This is a genomic window from Pseudomonas sp. MHK4 (assembly GCF_054600775.1).
Genome location: NZ_BAAIAK010000013.1, coordinates 87097 through 107210, shown reverse-complemented (window position 1 = coordinate 107210; position 20114 = coordinate 87097). Strand labels below are relative to the sequence as shown.

Here is a 20114-nt window from a genome sequence, read left to right as displayed (position 1 = left end):
TATTAGCTAGCTATCTATCCCGCGTCCAGCAGTAAATCCCCGGCACAAAAAAACGCCAGACTGGCTGGCGTTTTTGACAGCTAGCGAACGCTTACGAGCGTGCGCGAGCCTGGTTTCGCAGGGCTTTCACCTGATCGTGATTGCGCTGTACGCCGTGGTACTGACGCTCAACCACATCACGAATGCTGACCAGGTTGTCCTTGTTGATTTTTTCGATGGCATCCTTGTAAGCCTTCTTCGCATGGTCTTCACCACGCTCGGCTTCGTTCAGCACGGCCTCTTCGTCCTTGCCGGTGAACATCGACTTCACGTCGACCCAGCGACGGTGCAGATCACCGCTGACACTGGTGGAGGTTTCCGGATCGCCACCCATCGAGCGCACGAGGCTCTGCAGTTCAGCAGCAGCGCTCGCGCAATCTGCCGAGCGTTGCACGAACAGGGTTTTGAGTTCAGGGTGCTTGATGTCTTCAGCGCAAGTCTTGAACCCTTCCTGGCCGTCCTTGCAGGTTTCGATCAGGTCGTTGAGTACAGAAATCGCTTCTTTATTCATGTCGGTCATTTTCAATTCCTCGCGGGTTGATGAAAGATGCAATAGCTATTGCACTCGCCATGCCAGCCTGGAACCGACAATTAATTCCTTATTTTTCAACAACTTAATATTTAACCAAAAATCTGTATCCGTTTTATTTGCATGATCTGTCATTTGGCCTGCATGCAGAATGCCTGTATTTTCCTGACTGATTGATTCAAGACGACCGATTGATGAACCCTGAAAAGCTCGAACTACTGATTACTCGCCAAATGCCCTTCGGCAAATACAAGGGCCGTATCATCGCCGACCTGCCGGGCCCCTACCTCAACTGGTTCGCCCGGGAAGGCTTTCCCCACGGCGAACTGGGCGGGCTGCTGGCCCTGATGCAGGAGATCGATCACAACGGCTTGTCCGAGTTGCTCGAACCCTTGCGCGTCAAACATGGCAAACCCGCCCCCCGTCATTGAACCTGAGTAACCCATGCCCGATAACACCCGCCGCGCCCGTGATGAAGCTTTCTGGCGCACCTTTGCCGACCGCTACGCTGTCCAACCCGGCCCGATCAATCTGGAAAACGGCTACTTCGGGCGCATGTCGCGCACGGTGGTCGAGGAATATCAGCGCAACATCGAACTGATCAACCGCAGCAACTCGGTCTATGTGCGCCAGCGTTTCGAACAGGGCGAGAGCCAGAAGATCAGTGCGCAGGTGGCCGGGTTGATCGGCGTTGCCCCGCAAAGCGTCGCCCTCACCCGCAACGCGACGGACGGTTTGCAATCATTGATCCGCAACTACAACCTTCTACAGCCAGGCGACCAGGTACTGTTCAGCGATCTGGAGTACGACACGGTCAAGGGCGCCATGCGCTGGCTGGCACGCCATCGCGGCGTTGAAGTGATCGAGATCGAACACCAGCATCCCGCCAGTTTTGACAGCCTGCTGGGCACCTATCGCGAAGCCTTCACGCGCTATCCGCGACTCAAGCTGATGGCCCTGACCCACGTCACCCACCGCACTGGCCTGGTGATGCCGGTCCAGGCGATTGCCGCCGCCGCCAAAGAACATGGCATCGACGTGATCCTCGACGGTGCCCATGCGCTGGGCCAGTTCGACTTCGACCTCAATGAGCTGGGCATCGACTTCGCCGCCTACAACCTGCACAAGTGGATCGGTGCGCCGCTGACGCTGGGCTTCATCCATATCGCCCCCGAGCGCCTGGCCGACATCGACCCGGACATGGGCGAGATGCACTTCCCGGTCACCGACATCCGCGCCCGCACGCCGTACAGCACGCCCAATATTCCGGCCTTGCTGACCCTGCCGCTGGTCATCGAGGAGCATCATGCGATGGGCGGTTCAGCCGCCAAGGGGGCGCGACTCAACTACTTGCGCAACCTGTGGGTGAAGCCTGCACGCGAGCTGCCGGGCATCGAAGTCATGACGCCGGATGATCCACGGTTGTATTGCGGCATCACGTCGATGCGCTTTACCGCTCACGCCGACCAGCAGCCGATGGTCGAACGCCTGCTCAAGGACTACGACCTGTTTACCGTGGTGCGCAGCGGGGCGGCGAGTGGGCCGTGTATTCGTATCACGCCGGGGCTGACGACTACGGCGGCGGACATGATGGTGTTGACTTCGGCCCTGACTGAATTGCGCTGAAGGCGTGACCGGCAAACAACAACTGTAGGAGCGAGCTTGCTCGCGAAGAACCAGAGAACGACGCGGGGTGCCAGGTAACCCGCGTTTTCGTTAACGTCCTTCGCGAGCAAGCTCGCTCCTACAAGGTTTTTTTTGCGGGCAAAAAAAACGGTGCACCGACCAAGCGCACCGTAAAGCCGTAAAGCACACAACGAAGTGTCAGGTGTAGCTGATCAGTCCAGCAGCGCCAAGGCCTCGGCGGTGCATTCCTGAATGCGGGCCCAGTCGCCGTTCTTGATCCACTCCGGATCAAGCATCCAGCTACCGCCCACGCACATGACGTTTTTCAGCGCCATGTAGCTCTTGATGTTAGCCGGTCCCACGCCGCCGGTCGGGCAGAATTTCACTTCGCCGAACGGGCCGCCCAGGGCCTTGATGGCCGCGACGCCACCGCTGACTTCGGCCGGGAACAGCTTGAAGCGGCGATAGCCCAGGCCGTAGCCTTCCATGATGCCCGAGGCATTGCTGATGCCTGGCAACAGGGGAATCGGGCTGGCGACGCTGGCTTCGAGCAGGTCACGGGTGATGCCGGGGGTGACGATGAACTGCGAACCCGCAGCTGTAGCCGCGGCCAGCATGTGCCGATCCAGCACGGTGCCCGCGCCGGTCACCAGCTCCGGGCGCTGCTCACGCAGGACCTGGATGGCCTTGAGGCCGAACTGCGAGCGAAGGGTCACTTCCAGGGCGGTCAGGCCACCGGCCGCGAGGGCGTCGGCCAGCGGCAGGATGTCCTGCTCACGGGCAATGGTAATGACCGGCAGGATCCGCGCCTTGGCGCAGAGGCTGTCGATCAGGGCAACTTTGTCCGCCATGGAAACGGTCGGGGATGGGTTTGTCATAGCGGCTGTTCCTTGGCTCATGGGCACCAGTAAATCTCTAACGTAGGTTGCAGAAACGCGCGAATCGGCAGTGCGGCGACATCGTCACCGGCCAGTGCGGTATCAAGGGTGGTCAGCTTGGACTGACCGGAAATCGACAGAATCTTGTGTTTGGCCGAGGCCAGCAGCGCCCGGCTCATGGTCAGGCGCTGACGCGGCACGGTCGGCGCCAGCATCGGGTAGCAGCGACGGCTGCCGTCAGCCTGCAAGGCTTCGGCCAGGTTCGGGCTGCCGGGGAACAGCGACGCGGTGTGGCCGTCGTCACCCATGCCCAACACCAGCACGTCGATCACCGGCAGCTCGGAAAGCAAACGGTCGGCGTGATCGGCGGCCTGTTCCAGATTGGCGCTGGCGCTGTACAGACTCAGGAACTGCGCCTTGGCCGCGGGCCCCTGCAACAGATATTTCTTCAGCAAACCGGCATTGCTGTCGGCGTGCTCGACCGGCACCCAGCGCTCATCGGCGAGGCTGACCACCACGTTCGACCAGTCCAGCGGCTGTTTGGCCAGATGCTGGAAAAACGCCACCGGGCTGCGGCCACCGGACACCACCAGGGTCGCAGTGCCCTGGGCGTCGATCGCCTCGCTCAACTGCTTGGCCACATTCATTGCCAGGCTTTCAGCCAGCAGCACCGGGCTCTTGAACGCATGGGCGCTGACGCCCTGCGGCAGTTTCAAATCAGATATCGCCATACCACGACCTCCCATCCCGCGTGATCAGAGCAATGGAGCTCATCGGCCCCCAGGACCCGGCCGCGTACGGCTTGGGCGCATCACCGGATTTTTTCCACCCGGCGATCAACTGGTCACACCACTTCCACGCGGCTTCGATTTCATCTTTACGGACAAACAGGTTCTGATTGCCGCGCATCACTTCCAGCAACAACCGCTCGTAGGCATCGGGGATCCGTGCGCTGCGCCAGGTGTCGGAAAAATTCAGCTGCAACGGACCGCTGCGCAGCTGCATGCCCTTGTCCAGGCCTTGTTCCTTGGTCATCACGCGCAAGGAAATGCCTTCGTCCGGTTGCAGGCGGATAATCAGCTTGTTGCTGATCTGCAGGCGCTGCTCGGGAGCGAAGATGTAGTGCGACGGTTCCTTGAAGTGGATAACGATCTGCGACAGCTTCTGCGGCATGCGCTTGCCTGTACGCAGGTAAAACGGCACGCCCGCCCAACGCCAGTTGCGAATGTCGGCACGCAGGGCGACGAAGGTCTCGGTGTCGCTCTGGGTGTTGGAATTGGGCTCTTCCAGGTAACCGGGTACCGGCTTGCCTTCGCTGTAGCCGGCGATGTACTGGCCACGCACCACCTGGGTGGTCAGGCCTTCCGGGCTGATCGGTGCCAGCGCCTTGAGCACTTTGACTTTCTCGTCACGGATGCTGTCGGCGGACAGGTCGGCCGGCGGGTCCATGGCGATCAGGCAGAGCAGTTGCAGCAGGTGATTCTGGATCATGTCCCGCAGCTGGCCGGCCTTGTCGAAGTAGCCCCAGCGGCCTTCGATGCCGACCTTCTCGGCCACGGTGATTTCCACGTGGGAGATGTAGTTCTGGTTCCACTGGGTTTCGAAAAGGCTGTTGGCAAAACGCAGGGCGATCAGGTTCTGGACGGTCTCTTTACCCAGATAGTGGTCGATGCGGTAGGTGCGATTCTCCGGGAAGAACTGCGCCACGGCGTCATTGACCTTGCGCGAGGATTCCAGGTCCGAGCCGATGGGTTTTTCCAGCACCACGCGGGTGTTTTCCGAAAGTCCGACCTTGGCCAGGTTCTCGCAGATCGCGCCGTAGACCGCTGCCGGCGTGGCGAAATAGGCGATGACCCGTTGCGCGCTGCCGGCCGCTTCGGCCAGGGCCACGTAGTCTTCGGACTTGAGGAAGTCGACGTGCAGGTAGCTCAGGCGTGCGAGGAAGCGCTCGAGCACGGCTTCGTCCAGCTCCTTGGCACCGACGTAGCGGCGCAGTTCGGACGTAATGAACGCCAGGTGCTCCTGCTCGCTGCCAGGCTCCCGGGCCAGCGCGATGATCCGCGTGTGCTCGTGCAAGAGGCCTGCGCTATCGAGTTGATAAAGGGCAGGAAACAGCTTGCGCAGGGCAAGATCGCCCAGGGCGCCGAACAAGGCGAAGGTGCACGGTTCAACCGTAATCGAAGGCATGATGTTTGTTCTTTTATCAAGTTAAGCTACAAATACCTTTTTTCAAGGCATCACTCAAGGGAAAATGTAGTAATAACCACAACATTTTCGCAAAATACAGATTCCGTGTGGTGGTCGGTCGGAGCCATCAGTAGGATAGGCCACCGTTACGGGCCTCACCAAAGGCCCTTTTTGCATTAGCCGTGCGCTTATCGGCGCAGGTGTAAAGGATACTTATATGGACCGCGTGCGAAATTTACTGGAGCAAATCCAGAGTCGCCTTGAAGAGCTGAACAAGGCCGAACGCAAAGTGGCCGAGGTGATCCTGCTCAACCCACAGCAGGCCACCCGCTTCAGCATCGCCGCCCTCGCCCAGGCGGCGTCCGTCAGCGAACCGACGGTCAACCGTTTCTGCCGTTCATTCGGCGTCAGCGGTTACCCCGAGCTCAAGCTTCAGTTGGCCCAGAGCCTGGCCAGTGGCGCGGCCTATGTCAGCCGTGCGGTCGAGGCTGATGACAATCCTGAAGCCTATACCAAGAAGATTTTCGGCAGCGCCATCGCCTCCCTGGACAGTGCCTTGCAGGCGCTGGACCCGAACCTGATCAGCCGCGCCGTCGACCTGTTGATCCAGGCCCGGCAGATCCACTTCTTCGGCCTCGGTGCCTCGGCCCCGGTGGCGCTGGATGCGCAGCACAAATTCTTCCGTTTCAACCTGGCCGTGACCGCCCATGCCGATGTGCTGATGCAGCGCATGATTGCCTCGGTGGCGCACACCGGCGAGTTGTTCGTGATCATTTCCTACACCGGCCGCACCCGCGAACTGGTGGAAGTGGCGCGCATCGCCCGGGAGAACGGTGCTTCAGTGCTGGGCCTGACCGCAGAGAACTCGCCCCTGGCCAAGGCCAGTACCTTGAGCCTGAACATTCCGCTGCCGGAAGACACCGACATCTACATGCCGATGACTTCGCGGATTATCCAGCTGACTGTGCTGGATGTACTCGCCACCGGCATGACCTTGCGTCGCGGGGTGGATTTCCAGCCGCATCTGCGCAAGATCAAGGAGAGCTTGAATGCCAGCCGGTATCCGGTAGGCGACGAGTTCAACTGATCCGTAATCTCGGCTGAGCGGTCCGGCCTCATCGCTGGCAAGCCAGCTCCTACAGGTTCAGCGGCGGTCGCAGTTTTTGTGCTCGACGCGGACACTGTAGGAGCTGGCTTGCCAGCGATGGGGCCAACCCAGCCACCGCAATATCCGGAACTAACCCCCCACCCGCGCCTGCAAACTCAAATGCGCCCGCTCCCCAGGCGCAAGGCACAGGCTGTCGGTCCCCCCACTTGCCGCTTCCACACAAACGAATTCGGATATCTCGCTCCAGCTCACCCCCAGCAACGGCCGCGAACCCGGATGCCAGACAACGGTATCAGCGCTGGCGCCCGTATCGATGCACAACGCGCGCTCCCAGGCGTGATCGTTGAGCTGCAATTCGCCGTCATGCTGGAACACCCGCTGACAGCCGCCTTCGACGCGCAATTCGCCTTCCTGCTGGCAACTCTGCCGATTCAACTGGTCATAACCCTGCGCGCCATCGAGCCCAGACAGCGCTACCTCACCGACATCACCAATACGCCAGTAAGCGTGCAAAGCCTGGCTCAACTGGCATGGCATGTCGTCCTGGTGCTCGGTACTCAGGCGCAAATCCATGCGTTCACCGAGGTGCGCGTGCAGGTCTACCTGCCAGTCGCACAGCTCAAGCTGCCAGTGCAGGTGCACGCCCTCGTCATCACTACGGCTGTCGATCAATTTCCAGTCGAGCAAGCGCGCCCAGCCGTGGGAGGGCCAGGCATTTTCGCTCGGATGACGGCCGTACCATGGCCAGCACACCGGCACGCCACCGCGAATGGCCCCGACCTGCGGCCACTTCGCCGCGCACCACAGCCAGGGTTTCTGGCCCTTGGGCTGGAAGTGCAGCAACTGCGCGCCCTGGCGACTGAACACCGCCTGACACAGCGGATGATCGATCACGAGCACGTCGCGCTTCTGATAGCGCTCCCACGCAAACACCGGCCGTTCACGCAAGGATTTGAAGAAGCGTTGTAGCGGATGCTCAAGCATGTACCACGGTCCTGAAAATCATCTGTTGCCGGGGTGCGCCGCCGGCAAAAAAAAGCGGACAGCCTTGGCCGTCCGCAAAATGCGCACATGGAGAGGAGCTTATCGCAGTCGCGTTAGAACACCGACTGAATTTTCAGGCCGGCGACCAAAGCGTCATCCACTTCATCCACACCGCCCGGGTGAGTGATGTATTGCAGGTTGGGACGCACGGTCAGCCAGTTGGTCACGTGGAAGCCGTAGTTGAGTTCGTAGTTGTATTCGGTGTCGCGCAGCGGCGAGAACAGCGGATCGTTGTAGTCGCTGACGTTATTGGAGGCGTTGACCAATTCGGCATTTTTCTTCACGTCATCGTTGACATGGATGCGGGCGAAACCGATCCCCATGTCATCTTTCGGACGTGCGTCGAACGGCCCTTTGTACACGAACATCAGCGACTGGTAGTTGTCGACGATGTTGGTGTCCTTGTCGTGGAAAGTGGCGTTGGCGGCGATGTTCAGGCCGCGGGTTGCGTCACCGTTATGGCTGGTGAGTTGCTGCTGTGCAACGAACCAGTAGCCGTGCTTGCTGCTGTGGCTGCGATAGGCGTTGCCGCTGGTGGCCGCGTTGTTGCCGTTGTCGTCTTCAAGGACGTCATCGGCGCTGGCCGTGCTTTTGTAGTAACCGACGCGGTATTCGCCCGGCAACTTGCCAGGGTTGGGCAACCACACCAGCTCGACCGGCAGCACGGTGCCTTCGGTACCGCTGCCGCTGAGCTTGAAGCCGTTGCCGTGCTCCAGTTGCGACGGGTTCTGGTTGTACGCGCCGATCTGCGCATACCACTCGGGCGAGAAGTTGTACTTCACCCGGATCGCCGCCTGGCTGACCGGCCAGTTGTACCAGATGTTGGTGGCCCAGTTGCCCACCTGGGACCCGCAGAACGCCAGGTTCTGGAACTCGCACGGGAAGGTATTGAAGTCTTCACCTTCGCCGAAGTAACCGGCCTTGATGTCGAGTTTGTTGTCGAAGAACTGATGCTTGATCCACAGTTGGGTCAGCCGGACCATGTGTCCACGGCCATAGACTTCCTGGGAGGAACTCAAGGTGCCGGCACGCGGGTCGCCGATACGGTCATTGGAGATGTTTTCACCGTTACGGTTGGTGAGCTGGATCTTGGCCTGGGTGTTGTCCCAGCCGAACAACTTCTCCAGGTCCAGCGCCGCGCCCAGGCCAAACTGGTCACTGTAGCGCGCGGTCTTGTCATCGTTGAACCCGCCGTCGAGGTTGCCACCCACTTCACCGACGTAGTCCATCTTGATGTCGATGCCTTGCTCGATCAGCCTGGTTCGCTCGCCACCCCAGTCGCCCGTCATCCATTCGGAATCGGCGCTGAACGCATCAGCCGCGTGCACGCTACCGGCCAGCATCATTGCCGCAATCGCCGATAACTGGCAGATAAGCTGAGCGTTGTTGTTCTTCTTCATCCCTACATCCTCGTCTTATTGTTATTAACTGTTTTTATCTAACGCGGTTACATCCCCTGTGGGAGCGGGCTTTTGTGGGAGCTGGCCTGCCGGCGATAGCATCGACTCGGTTCGAGGTTAAACCGAGTCGTCTGCATCGCCGGCAGGGCCAGCTCCCACATGACCCCATTCCCACATTTGATCTTCAGCGGCCTTTGAATTGGGCCACGTTGGCGCTGTGAGTCTCGGTTTTTGGTTGACCAGCCACCCCCAGGCGTTCACCGGTCTTGGCATCGAACAGCAGCACTTTTGCCGGATCGAATTGCAACGTCAGGGTCTCGCCCACCTGCGGCGCAACGTCCGGCGCCAGGCGGCAGCAGACCTTGGTGTCGTTGAGGTTGACGAAGACCAATGTGTCCGGCCCCGTCGGCTCGGTGACCTGGACTTCAGCGCGAATACTCGGCAAGCCGTTGGGCTCGCCGCTGGCCAGCACGATCTGCTCCGGGCGCATGCCGAGGATCACTTCGCGGTCTTCGAGTCCGGCATCCTGCATGCCCAGCGGCAGCTCGCAACGGGCCTGGCCGCTGTCGAGCAGCGCCAGCAGGCGACCGTCCTTGCGCTGCAGGCGCAGGGGGATGAAGTTCATCGGCGGCGAGCCGATGAAGCTCGCCACGAACAGGTTGGCCGGGTTGTTGTAGATGTCCTTCGGCGTGCCGAACTGCTGGATGATCCCGTCCTTCATCACCGCCACCTTGTCGCCCAGGGTCATGGCCTCGATCTGGTCGTGGGTCACGTACACCGTGGTGGTTTTCAGGCGCTGGTGCATCAGTTTCATTTCGGTGCGCATCTCGACCCGCAGCTTGGCGTCGAGGTTGGACAGCGGCTCGTCGAACAGATAGATCTTCGGCCGCCGCGCCAGTGCACGGCCCATCGCCACACGCTGTTGCTGACCACCGGAGAGTTGCCCGGGCTTACGATTGAGCAGGTGTTCGATCTGCAGCAGCTTGGCAACGCGAGTGACTTCCTCATCGATGGCCGACTGGCTCATCTTGCGGATTTTCAGGCCGAACTCGATGTTCTCGCGCACGCTCATGGTCGGGTACAGCGCGTAGGACTGGAACACCATGGCGATGTCGCGATCCTTGGGGCTCATGCCGCTGACGTCCTGGTCGCCGATCATGATTGCGCCGCCGGTGATGGTCTCGAGACCGGCGATGCAATTCATCAGGGTCGACTTGCCGCAGCCCGACGGGCCGACAAGGATCAGGAACTCACCGTCCTTGATCGACAGTTCGATGTTCTTCAGGGTGTCCGGCAGGCCGGCGCCATAGGTCTTGTTTACATTGCGAAGTTCGAGCGTAGCCATGATTACCCCTTGACTGCGCCGGCCGTCAGCCCGCGCACGAAATACTTGCCTGCGACCACATAGACCAGCAGGGTCGGCAGCCCGGCGATCATCGCCGCGGCCATATCAACGTTGTATTCCTTGGCCCCGGTACTGGTGTTGACCAAGTTGTTCAGCGCCACCGTGATCGGTTGTGAATCCCCGCTGGAGAACACCACCCCGAACAGGAAGTCGTTCCAGATCTGAGTGAACTGCCAGATCAGGCAGACCATGATGATCGGCGTCGACATCGGCAGGATGATCCGGCGGAAGATGGTGAAGAAACCCGCGCCGTCGAGGCGCGCCGCTTTCACCAGCGCATCGGGAATGCTGATGTAGTAGTTACGGAAGAACAGCGTGGTGAACGCCAGGCCATAGACCACGTGCACGAACACCAGGCCCGTGGTGGTGCTCGCCAGGCCCATCTTGCCGAGGGTGAACGAGGCCGGCAGCAGGACGGTCTGGAACGGCAGGAAACAGCCGAACAGCAACAGGCCGAAAAACAGCTGTGAACCACGGAAACGCCACATCGACAGCACGTAGCCGTTCAAGGCACCGATGGCTGTGGAGATCAGCACTGCCGGAACGGTGATCTTGATCGAGTTCCAGAAATAACCGTCGACCGTGGCCCAGGCCTTGACCCAGCCGATGCCGCTGACCACGGTCGGCCAGCTCAACAGGTTGCCGGTGCTGATGTCTTCCGGGGTCTTGAAACTGGTCAACAGCATCACCACCAGCGGAATCAGGTAGAGCATTACGGCGAGGATCAGCACGGCGTAGATCGCGATGCGACTCAAGCTGATGGCAGGTTTGGCAGCGAGACTAGTCATGACGCTTGGTCCTCAGCTCGGAGTACAGGTAAGGCACGATGATTGCGAGAATCGCACCGAGCATCAGAATCGCACTGGCCGAACCCATGCCCATCTGGCCACGACTGAAGGTGAAGGAGTACATGAACATCGCTGGCAGGTCCGAGGAGTAGCCCGGGCCACCGGCGGTCATCGCCGCCACCAGGTCGAAACTCTTGATCGCGATGTGCGCCAGAATCATCACCGCACTGAAGAACACCGGGCGCAGGCTTGGCAGCACCACTTTCCAGTAGATGCGCGGCATGCTCGCCCCATCGATCTGCGCGGCACGGATGATCGATTGATCAACGCCGCGCAGGCCGGCGAGGAACATCGCCATGATAAAACCCGAGGCTTGCCAGACAGCGGCAATCACCAGGCAATAGACCACGCGATCCGGGTCGATCAGCCAGTCCAGGCGCAAGCCTTCCCAGCCCCAGTCACGCAACAATTTGTCCAGGCCCATGCCCGGGTTGAGCAGCCATTTCCATGCAGTACCGGTGACGATCATCGAGAGCGCCATCGGGTACAGGTAAATGGTGCGGATAAAGCCTTCACGACGGATGCGCTGGTCGAGGAAAACCGCCAGCAGCACGCCGATCACCAGGGTGATGCCGATGAACATGCCGCCGAACAGCGCCAGGTTCTTGCTCGCCACCCACCAGCGGTCGTTGTCGAACAGCCGCGCGTACTGCGCCAGGCCCGCCCACTTGTAGTTGGGCAGGAAGGTCGAAGTGGTGAACGACAGCACGAACGTCCACAGGATGTAGCCATAGAAGCCCACCAGAACAATGAACATGCTCGGCGCCAGCACCAGTTTTGGGAGCCAGCGTTGCAATGCATCGAACGGCGAGGCCTTGCTGAACACAGCAACAGAACTCATGGGGAAATCCAGTACGAGGGAATAAAACTACATGCAGATCTCTTGTAGGAGCCGGCTTGCCGGCGAAAGCGCTGTGTCAGGCGGTGGATGAGTCGGCTGACATGACGCCTTCGCTGGCAAGCCAGCTCCTACAAGGGCCGGCGTTGCTTACGGTTATTTGGCCGACTGAACCGCCGCGCCGAGTTTTTTGGCCGCATCAGCCGGGTCGGCTTTCGGGTCGTTGATGTAGTTGGTCACTACGTCGAAGAACGCACCCTGTACCGCCAGCGTGGTCGCCATGTTGTGCGCCATGCTCGGTTGCAGGCCGCCGGACTTGGCGTCAGTCAGGAAATCCTTGGCCGCAGTCTGGGCGCACGCATCGAAACCGTACTTGCCCATGTCCGACAGCATGTCGTTACGCACCGGGATCGAGCCCTTGTTGATGCTGAAGACTTTCTGGAAGTTCTCACCCAATACGATTTTGGCGATGTCCTGCTGACCGGCAGAAGTGCCTTTGTCTTTCTGCTTGAACACTGCCAGCGAGTCGATGTTGTAGGTGAAGGCCTTGTCGGTACCCGGGAACGCTACGCACTCGTAGTCCTTGCCGGCGACTTTCCTGGCGGCGGTCCACTCGGACTTGGCCCAGTCACCCATGATCTGCATGCCGGCCTTGCCGTTGATGACCTTGGCCGCCTCCAGGTTCCAGTCCTGACCTTTGCCGTCGGCGTCCATGTAGGTCGCTACTTTCTTCAGTTCGGTCAGCGCCTTGACCATTTCCGGGCCGGTCAGCGCGCCGTTGTCGAGATCAACCAGGGCTTTCTTGTAACCATCGACGCCCATGACCGAAAGCACAACGGCTTCGAACACGGTGCTGTCCTGCCAAGGCTGGCCGCCGTGGGCGAGCGCAATGAAGCCGGCAGCCTTGAGCTTGTCGCCCGCCGCGTAGAATTCTTCGAGGGTGGTCGGGTTCTTGGTGATACCGGCTTTCTTGAAGACTTCCGGGTTGATCCACAGCCAGTTCACCCGGTGAATGTTCACCGGCACGGCCACGTAATCACCTTCGTACTTCACGGTATCGGAGACTTTCTTGTCGAGCAGGCTGTCCCACTTCTCTTCTTTGGCAACGTCCTTGAGGACGTCGGTGTCGAGCAGACCGGTCGACGCCCATTCCTGAATGTCCGGGCCCTTGATCTGGGCAACGCCTGGCGGGTTACCCGCGACGGCACGGCTTTTCAGCACGGTCATGGCCGTCGCACCGCCACCACCGGCGACTGCGCCGTCCTTCCAGGTGAAGCCGTCTTTTTCGACTTGAGCCTTGAGCACATCGACCGCTGCCTTTTCACCACCCGAGGTCCACCAGTGAACGACTTCCACGGAACCTTTGGATTCGGCGGCAAGCACACTGAGAGGAAGCGCAGACAGGGAGACGAGAGAAATGACAGTAGCGAGGCGAGAAATCGCATTCATCTAGAAGTACCTTTCTTGTTGTTATGCATGCAAGTCTGGTGCTTGCGCTGCAGAGGATTTTAAACAGGGGACGACCCTTCGCAGGTAACGAAGGGACGCGCGAATGTCACTGCATGGTTACATAGAACCGCTCTGGGACGACGCTGCCAGCGCACTGGCCATACTTGGCGCCAGCGGCAGGCGCGGGATCAGCACCGCTTGCCAGGCGTGATAGAGGTCGGGCTTGCCGGCCCAGATATCGCCGCTTGGGCGGTTCAGCGGGTCGAGTTCGTGGTGCCAGCTACCGCCTTCGCGGTCGATGAAATGACCGTCACAGAACTCCCAGAACAGTCGGTACCAGCGTTCGTATTGCGCATCGCCCGTGCGCTTGAGCAAGGCACTGGCAGCGGCGCTGGCTTCGCAGTGGGTCCAGTGCAGGCGATGGCGAACCACCGCCTTGTTATCCCAGTCGAGGGTGTAGACCAGGCCCGGCGCGCCGTCGATGTTCCAGCCGTGACGGCAATTGTGCTCGAAGAGTTTTTGCGCGTCGGTGACCAGCCAGCCCGGCGTAAGCATACCGGCGCGTACTCGCGCCGCCTCGAGATGCAAGAGCAATCGAGCCCATTCGAAACCGTGTCCCGGCGTGGTGCCGTAGGGACGGAAACCGTCGGCCGGGTTGTCGTGGTTGTACTCGCGCAGCGGTTGCCAGTCGCGGTCGAAATGCTCGATCACCAGGTAGTCATTGGCGGCGGCGTGCCCATGAATCACCCGCTCGACGATGCGCTGGGCGCGGTTTAACCAGCGCTTGTCATCGGTGACATCGGCCAGGGCGAGGAAGGCTTCGGTGGCGTGCATGTTGCTGTTGGCGCCTCGGTACGCTTCCTCTTCGCTCCAGTCGCGATTGAAGGATTCGCGCATGGCGCCTTCTTCTTCGTTCCAGAAACAGCTGTCGATGATGTCGATCGCGTCATCGAGCAAGGCCTGCGCGCCGGGCCGTTGCGCGACCACCGCGGAACTGGCGGCCAGGGCCACGAAGGCGTGCAGGTAAGCGTTCTTGCCGGTGTTGCCATCGCGATGTCCGGCGTCCGCGAACCAGCCACCGTGCACGGCATCGCGTAACGGCCCGAGCAAGGCCTGGATGCCGTGATCCACCAGGTCGGCAAATCCTGGCAGGCCCTGGATATGCGCCATGGCGAAGCTGTGGGTCATGCGCGCGGTGTTCATGGTGTGGGCTTGGGCGTTGGCCGGGAGACGACCTTTTTCGTCGAGATTGCCAAAGCCTTCAGGCAGTCTTGATGCCTTGGCGAATGCCAGCAGGCGCAAGCCTTCGGCGGCGAGCCATTGCTGATGGGCCGGTGCGTTCAGCCAGCTGCTGAAGGCGGGTTGAGAGGAGTCCATGGGGTGCCTTTTTTGTTGTTATGACTGAGGGGCAGTCTAAACAACGGGCGGTGGCGGGCTTGTAACGAAGGGGGCGAGTTATGTCACCAACTTGTGACAATGATGCGAAACGCTTTTCCGCAGGAGCCGGCTTGCCGGCGAAGGCGTTCTTGAGGGCGCATTCGCCGGCAAGCCGGCTCCTACAAGGTTGGGTGTTTCAATCGGCAGAGCGGGGTAGTTGCAGGGTCACCCGCAACCCCCCCTCACGCAAATTCTGCAAACTCACTTCACCCCCATGACTATGGGCAATATTGCGCGCGATCCCCAACCCCAACCCATACCCCTGCTGCTGCCCGGCCAGACGAAAGTGCGGCTCGAACACCTGCTCCAGTCGCTGCTCGGGAACCCCTGGCCCTTCATCATCGACATGCAGGACGAACGCGCTGTCGTCGTCATCGATGTGCAGGTGGGCGTTCTGGCCGTACTTGAGGGCGTTGTCGATCAGGTTGCCGATGCACCGCTTGAGCGCCAGCGGTTTGCCCGGATAGGCCGCCAGGGCACGTCCTTGCTGGGTCACGCGACCGTTGCCGGTGGGTGGCAGGTACGGCTCGACCAGGCACTCAAGCACATGATTGAGGTCCACCTGCTCGATGTTCTCGTGGATGTCGGTGTCTTTGACACATTGCAGCGCCCCCTTGACCAGCAGCTCCAGCTCATCCAGGTCACGCCCGAACTTGGCTTGCAGCTTTTCGTCTTCGAGCAATTCGACGCGCAGGCGCAAGCGGGTGATCGGGGTGCGCAAATCGTGGGAAATCGCGCTGAACAACTGGCTGCGTTCGGTCAGGTAACGGCTGATGCGCTCGCGCATGGTGTTGAAGGCCCGGCCGACTTCGACCACTTCGCTGCCGCCGCCTTCGGCCACCGGCTCGACGTCGGCGCCCAGCGACAGGTCTCGCGCCGCCCGCGCCAAGCGCTTGAGCGGCCGGCTTTGCCAGTGCACCAGCAGGCCGATGAACAACAGCAAGAAGCCGCTGGTGAGGACGATGAACCACACTTGCTGCGCCGGCAGGCCCTGTTCTTCAAGACTGGTGTAGGGCTCAGGCAACAGCGAGGCGATGTACAGCCATTCGCCCGGCGCCATCTGGATCTGCGTGACCAGCACCGGCGGGTTCACCGGCTCCAGGGTCAGCGCGTAGTGCGCCCAGGATCGTGGCAGTTCGTCGAGCTTGAGGCCGCCGTTGAAGATGCGCAAATCTTCGGGGCTGACAAAGGTCACCGAGATGTCGGTGTCCTGGCCGAGGGACTGGCGCAGCACCTGATCCACCGCCTTGATCACCGCCTCCTTGCGTGGCGTGATCGGCAACACTTCCATGCCCAGGGGTTTGTCATTGAGCGTCACCACGAACCGCGTACCGCCCATGCTGCGCAGCTGGTCGAGCACCAACGGGCGATACGCCACCGGCAGAGAGCGCAGGTAACTGACGCTGGCGTTCATCGAGTGAGCGAGGCTGCGCGCGCTGGTGACCAGGCCTTCCAGCTGGGTCGCACGCAGTTGGGAAACCCAGATCACGCTCGACAAGGTCTGGGCGAACAACACCGCGAGCAAGGTCAGCAGCAACATGCGCCCGAGCAGCGAGCGCGGCACCGGCACGCGGCCGGCGAGCTTGCGCAAAAAATCAGTGGCCATTGGCGGCAACCACACTGGCTGCCAGCTGATAGCCGCTGCCCCGCACGGTGCGAATCAGTCGCGGTGGTTTTTCCGTATCGCGCAGACGCTGGCGCAAACGACTGACCGCCATGTCGACGATGCGATCGAGAGGCATCAGGTCCCGGCCACGGGTGGCGTTGCCGATGGTGTCGCGGTCGAGGATTTCCTGGGGATGATCGAGGAACAGCTTCAACAGGGCGAAATCGGCACCGGACAGAATCACCTCTTCGCCATCGATGTGAAACAGGCGATGACTGACCATGTCCAGGCGCCAGTCATCGAAGGCCAGCACTTCGCCGCCCGAGCGCTCCTGGCCGAACTGGGCCCGGCGCAGCAAGGCCTTGATGCGCGCCTGCAATTCCCGGGGGCTGAAGGGTTTGCCCAGGTAGTCGTCGGCCCCCAGCTCCAGGCCGATGACCCGGTCGGCCTCGTCGGAGCTGGCAGTGAGCATGATGATCGGTACCTGTGACTGACGCGGGTGCTGGCGAATCCAGCGGCACAGGCTGAAACCGTCTTCGTCCGGCAGCATCACGTCGAGGATCACCAGGTCGCTGGGGGCGTCGTTGAGGGCCTGGCGAAAGCCTGCGCCATCGGGCGTGGTCCGCACCTGGAAACCGGCGCGGGTCAGGTAGGTGTCCAGCAACTCGCGTATCTCTTGATCGTCATCGACCAACAAAATCGACTTGTTGACTGAGCTCACAGGAAGGCGTCCTTGTTATTTGAATTGGGCGGATTATGCCTGATCGTGCGTATATCTATGGTGTCTGTGCGGGCCCAATCGCCGGCAAGCCAGCTCCTACAGGATTGGCGTCGTTCAGAAAAACACCGAAAACCTGTAGGCGCTGGCTTGCCAGCGATGAAGTCGACGCGGTCTCAAGCCTGCTCCAGCGCCACTCCCGCGCCAACAAGGCCGGAATACGGCGCCGTCACCAGCCAAACCGGGATCCCCTTGAAGTAATCGCTCATGCAACCCTTGTCGGCAAAACACCGGGCAAAGCCGCTTTCGAGGAAGAAATCGGCGAAGCGCGGGATCACCCCGCCAACGATGAACACACCACCGCGCGCACCGGTGGTCAGTACGTTATTGCCGGCCACGCGACCGAGCCAGCAGCAAAATTGCTCGAGCACTTCCAGGGCAATCGGGTCCCCCGCCAGGCCGGCAGCCGTGATCGCCTCGGGAGTTTCGAGCACCGGCGTGTGACCGTCCACCGCACAGATAGCCCGATAGACCCGTGGCAAACCACCGCCGCTCAACGCCGTTTCAGCGCTGACATGGCCGATCTCGTTGAAGATGTGCTGCCACAGTTGAGTCTCGCGCGGGCTGCTCAGCGGCAGATCGACGTGACCGCCCTCCCCCGGCAACGCGGCAAAACGCCCCTCGCCCAGATCGAGCAAAGTGCCAACACCCAGCCCCGTACCCGGGCCAATCACCACCGCCGGGCGCAACGGCTCCGGCGTGCCTTCGCACACCACGCGAAACTCGCCGGGTTGCAGGCGGGTCATGCCCAGGGCCATGGCCGAGAAATCGTTGACGAGCAGCAGCTGATCGACCTGCAAGGTCTTGCAGAAACCCTTGCGGCTCAAACGCCAGTGATTGTTGGTGAATTTGAATTCGTCGCCGCTCACCGGGCCGGCCACGGACAGGCATACCGAGCCGATGGAACCCGGCGCCAAGCCGAGTCCGCTCAGGTAGAGGCTGATCGCCTCTTCCGGGCTGGCGTGGTCGGCCGTCGCCAGCACCTGGACGCTTTCCAATTGCTGGTTTTTCCACAACGCGAACCGTGCGTTTGTGCCTCCGATGTCACCGACCAAAGCCAGTTTCAATTAAGCGTCTCCAGGGCAGAAGTGAAGGCGCTGGCCCCCTGCTCCGCCGAGCTGAAGGCCATGCGCATGAAACCAAACAGCTCGCGACCGGTGCCGATGTTGTTGCCCAACAGGCCCTTGGCCGGTGTGCGCGCTGCAAATTCTTCGGCGTCCACCTTAAGCTCCAGGGTGCCTTTGACGCCATCGACGCGGATGATATCGCCCTCTTGCACCCGTGCCAAAGCGCCGCCCACATAAGCTTCGGGGCTGACATGGATCGCCGCCGGGATTTTCCCCGAGGCACCGGACATGCGCCCGTCGGTCACCAGTGCCACCTTGAAGCCGCGATCCTGCAGCACGCCGAGGAACGGCGTCATCTTGTGCAGTTCCGGCATGCCGTTGGAACGCGGCCCCTGGAAGCGCATCACCGCGACAAAATCCTTCTCCAGCAAACCGGCCTTGAACGCGTCGGCCAGGTCCTGCTGATCCTGGAACACCATGGCGGGCGCTTCGACGATCTGGTTTTCCAACGCCACGGCGGAAACTTTCATGACGCCGCGACCGAGGTTGCCTTCCATCACCCGCAAGCCGCCCTCTGGCGAGAATGCACGGGCGACCGGACGCAGGATGCTTTCATCGAGGCTTTCGGTGATGCCTTCGCGCCAGACCAGCTCGCCGTTGTCGAGGAACGGTTCCTGGGTGTAACGGCTCAGGCCATGGCCCAGCACGGTGTTGACGTTTTCGTGGAGCAGCCCGGCCTCCAGCAGCTCGCGGATCAGGAACGACATGCCGCCCGCGGCCTGGAAGTGGTTGATGTCGGCCTTGCCGTTCGGGTAGACGTGGCTCAGGGTCGGCACCACCTCGGAGAGGTCGGCCATGTCCTGCCAGGTCAGCTGGATGCCCGCCGCCATGGCGATCGCCGGCATGTGCAAGGTGTGGTTGGTCGAGCCGCCGGTGGCGTGCAGGGCGACGATGGAGTTGACCAGCGAACGCTCGTCGACGATTTCGCCAATCGGCAGGTAGTCGCCGTTCTGTTTGGTAATGCGCGTCACCTGGTGCGCTGCTTCGCGGGTCAGGGCGTCGCGCAACGGTGTGTTCGGGTTGACGAAGGAAGCGCCAGGCAAGTGCAGGCCCATGACTTCCATCAACAACTGGTTGGTGTTGGCGGTGCCATAGAACGTGCAGGTGCCGGGGCTATGGTAGGAATTCATTTCCGACTCCAGCAGCTCCTCGCGGCTGGCCTTGCCTTCGGCGTAGCGCTGGCGCACGTCGGCTTTCTGCTTGTTGGAAATACCCGACACCATCGGCCCACCCGGCACGAAGATCATCGGCAGATGGCCGAAGCGCAGCGCGCCCATCATCAGTCCCGGGACGATCTTGTCGCAGATGCCGAGCATCAGCGCGCCATCGAACATGTTGTGGGACAGCGCCACGGCGGTGGACAGCGCGATCACTTCACGGCTCGGCAGGCTCAACTCCATGCCCGGCTCGCCCTGGGTCACGCCATCGCACATGGCGGGAGTGCCGCCGGCGAACTGGCCGACGGAGCCGATTTCGCGCAGGGCCTTTTTGATCAGCTCGGGGAAGACTTCGTACGGCTGGTGCGCCGAGAGCATGTCGTTATATGACGAAACTATGGCGATGTTGGCGGAGTTCATCATCCGCAGGCTGTTCTTGTCGTCGCTGCCGCAACCGGCCACGCCGTGGGCAAAGTTGGCGCACTGCAACTTGCCGCGCATCGGACCGTCGCTGGCGGCATCGCGAATCAGTGCAAGGTAAGCCTCACGCGTGGCGCGACTGCGGGCGATAAGCCGTTCGGTGACCTCAAGGACGCGGGGATGCATGTGTAGAACTCCAGGCTAACGGATGTGGCGACCTGATTGTCTATGCTGATCA

General features: G+C 61.2%; 18 protein-coding genes. 3 read left to right on the top strand and 15 right to left on the bottom strand.

The genetic code is table 11. The features are described from left to right. Positions 1-91: 91 nt before the first annotated feature. Complete coding sequence (locus ACYP2Q_RS26130) at positions 92-559, bottom strand: ferritin-like domain-containing protein (RefSeq protein WP_459733115.1); 468 nt, start codon at positions 557-559, stop codon at positions 92-94. Between the two features lie 203 nt (positions 560-762). Between ACYP2Q_RS26130 and ACYP2Q_RS26125 the strand changes: the two genes are divergently transcribed. Beyond that, positions 763-999: a DUF3820 family protein gene (locus tag ACYP2Q_RS26125; RefSeq protein WP_057704239.1), complete on the top strand. Its 237-nt coding sequence runs from the start codon at positions 763-765 to the stop codon at positions 997-999. Between the two features lie 13 nt (positions 1000-1012). Continuing rightward, entirely contained in the window at positions 1013-2194 is a 1182-nt protein-coding gene (locus ACYP2Q_RS26120) for an aminotransferase class V-fold PLP-dependent enzyme (protein WP_459733114.1), read from the top strand. 212 nt (positions 2195-2406) lie between these two features. Here the strand turns inward: ACYP2Q_RS26120 and ACYP2Q_RS26115 are convergent, their stop codons facing one another. The 3 genes from ACYP2Q_RS26115 to zwf are packed head-to-tail and all read right to left on the bottom strand — an operon-like array spanning position 2407 to position 5259. Then, complete coding sequence (locus ACYP2Q_RS26115) at positions 2407-3072, bottom strand: bifunctional 4-hydroxy-2-oxoglutarate aldolase/2-dehydro-3-deoxy-phosphogluconate aldolase (protein WP_459733113.1); 666 nt, start codon at positions 3070-3072, stop codon at positions 2407-2409. A 17-nt stretch (positions 3073-3089) separates the two neighbouring features. Beyond that, positions 3090-3803, bottom strand: a complete 714-nt coding sequence (gene pgl / locus ACYP2Q_RS26110; RefSeq protein ID WP_459733112.1) for a 6-phosphogluconolactonase — start codon at positions 3801-3803, stop codon at positions 3090-3092. Beyond that, the gene (gene zwf / locus ACYP2Q_RS26105; protein WP_459733111.1) at positions 3790-5259 is read right to left on the bottom strand and encodes a glucose-6-phosphate dehydrogenase; all 1470 of its coding nucleotides are present in this window, start codon (positions 5257-5259) and stop codon (positions 3790-3792) included. Before zwf ends, pgl begins: the two co-directional genes overlap by 14 nt. 226 nt (positions 5260-5485) lie before the next feature. Here zwf and ACYP2Q_RS26100 point away from each other — a divergent pair, with 226 nt between their 5' ends. Continuing rightward, positions 5486-6346, top strand: a complete 861-nt coding sequence (locus ACYP2Q_RS26100) for a MurR/RpiR family transcriptional regulator (RefSeq protein ID WP_173668879.1) — start codon at positions 5486-5488, stop codon at positions 6344-6346. A 150-nt stretch (positions 6347-6496) separates the two neighbouring features. Here ACYP2Q_RS26100 and ACYP2Q_RS26095 read toward each other — a convergent pair whose 3' ends face one another. The 11 genes from ACYP2Q_RS26095 to edd all read right to left on the bottom strand — a co-directional run bounded on the left by ACYP2Q_RS26095 (position 6497) and on the right by edd (position 20062). Beyond that, positions 6497-7351 carry a D-hexose-6-phosphate mutarotase gene (locus ACYP2Q_RS26095; protein ID WP_459733110.1) on the bottom strand — a complete coding sequence of 285 codons (855 nt, stop codon included), beginning with the start codon at positions 7349-7351 and terminating at the stop codon, positions 6497-6499. A gap of 113 nt (positions 7352-7464) precedes the next feature. Further along, positions 7465-8811, bottom strand: a complete 1347-nt coding sequence (locus tag ACYP2Q_RS26090; RefSeq protein ID WP_406591733.1) for a carbohydrate porin — start codon at positions 8809-8811, stop codon at positions 7465-7467. Between the two features lie 184 nt (positions 8812-8995). Further along, positions 8996-10156 (bottom strand): ABC transporter ATP-binding protein, encoded by a 1161-nt coding sequence (locus tag ACYP2Q_RS26085; RefSeq protein ID WP_459733109.1) that lies wholly within the window; start codon positions 10154-10156, stop codon positions 8996-8998. A gap of 2 nt (positions 10157-10158) precedes the next feature. Beyond that, a complete protein-coding gene (locus ACYP2Q_RS26080; protein WP_047532453.1) occupies positions 10159-11004 on the bottom strand; it encodes a carbohydrate ABC transporter permease in 846 nt (281 codons plus the stop codon). Beyond that, positions 10997-11905, bottom strand: a complete 909-nt coding sequence (locus ACYP2Q_RS26075; protein WP_459733108.1) for a carbohydrate ABC transporter permease — start codon at positions 11903-11905, stop codon at positions 10997-10999. The genes ACYP2Q_RS26080 and ACYP2Q_RS26075 overlap by 8 nt, the downstream gene beginning before the upstream one ends. Before the next feature lie 153 nt (positions 11906-12058). Continuing rightward, positions 12059-13351, bottom strand: coding sequence for an ABC transporter substrate-binding protein (locus ACYP2Q_RS26070; protein ID WP_459733107.1), 1293 nt, complete (start codon positions 13349-13351; stop codon positions 12059-12061). Between the two features lie 117 nt (positions 13352-13468). After that, positions 13469-14728: a D-mannose isomerase gene (locus tag ACYP2Q_RS26065; RefSeq protein WP_459733106.1), complete on the bottom strand. Its 1260-nt coding sequence runs from the start codon at positions 14726-14728 to the stop codon at positions 13469-13471. Positions 14729-14924: 196 nt separating this feature from the next. After that, positions 14925-16394 carry an ATP-binding protein gene (locus tag ACYP2Q_RS26060; protein ID WP_459733105.1) on the bottom strand — a complete coding sequence of 490 codons (1470 nt, stop codon included), beginning with the start codon at positions 16392-16394 and terminating at the stop codon, positions 14925-14927. Further along, a complete protein-coding gene (locus ACYP2Q_RS26055; RefSeq protein ID WP_408599933.1) occupies positions 16384-17115 on the bottom strand; it encodes a response regulator in 732 nt (243 codons plus the stop codon). The genes ACYP2Q_RS26060 and ACYP2Q_RS26055 overlap by 11 nt, the downstream gene beginning before the upstream one ends. A 173-nt stretch (positions 17116-17288) precedes the next feature. Further along, entirely contained in the window at positions 17289-18239 is a 951-nt protein-coding gene (locus ACYP2Q_RS26050) for a glucokinase (protein ID WP_459733104.1), read from the bottom strand. Next, a complete protein-coding gene (gene edd, locus ACYP2Q_RS26045) occupies positions 18236-20062 on the bottom strand; it encodes a phosphogluconate dehydratase (RefSeq protein WP_459733103.1) in 1827 nt (608 codons plus the stop codon). Before edd ends, ACYP2Q_RS26050 begins: the two co-directional genes overlap by 4 nt. Positions 20063-20114 lie beyond the last annotated feature (52 nt).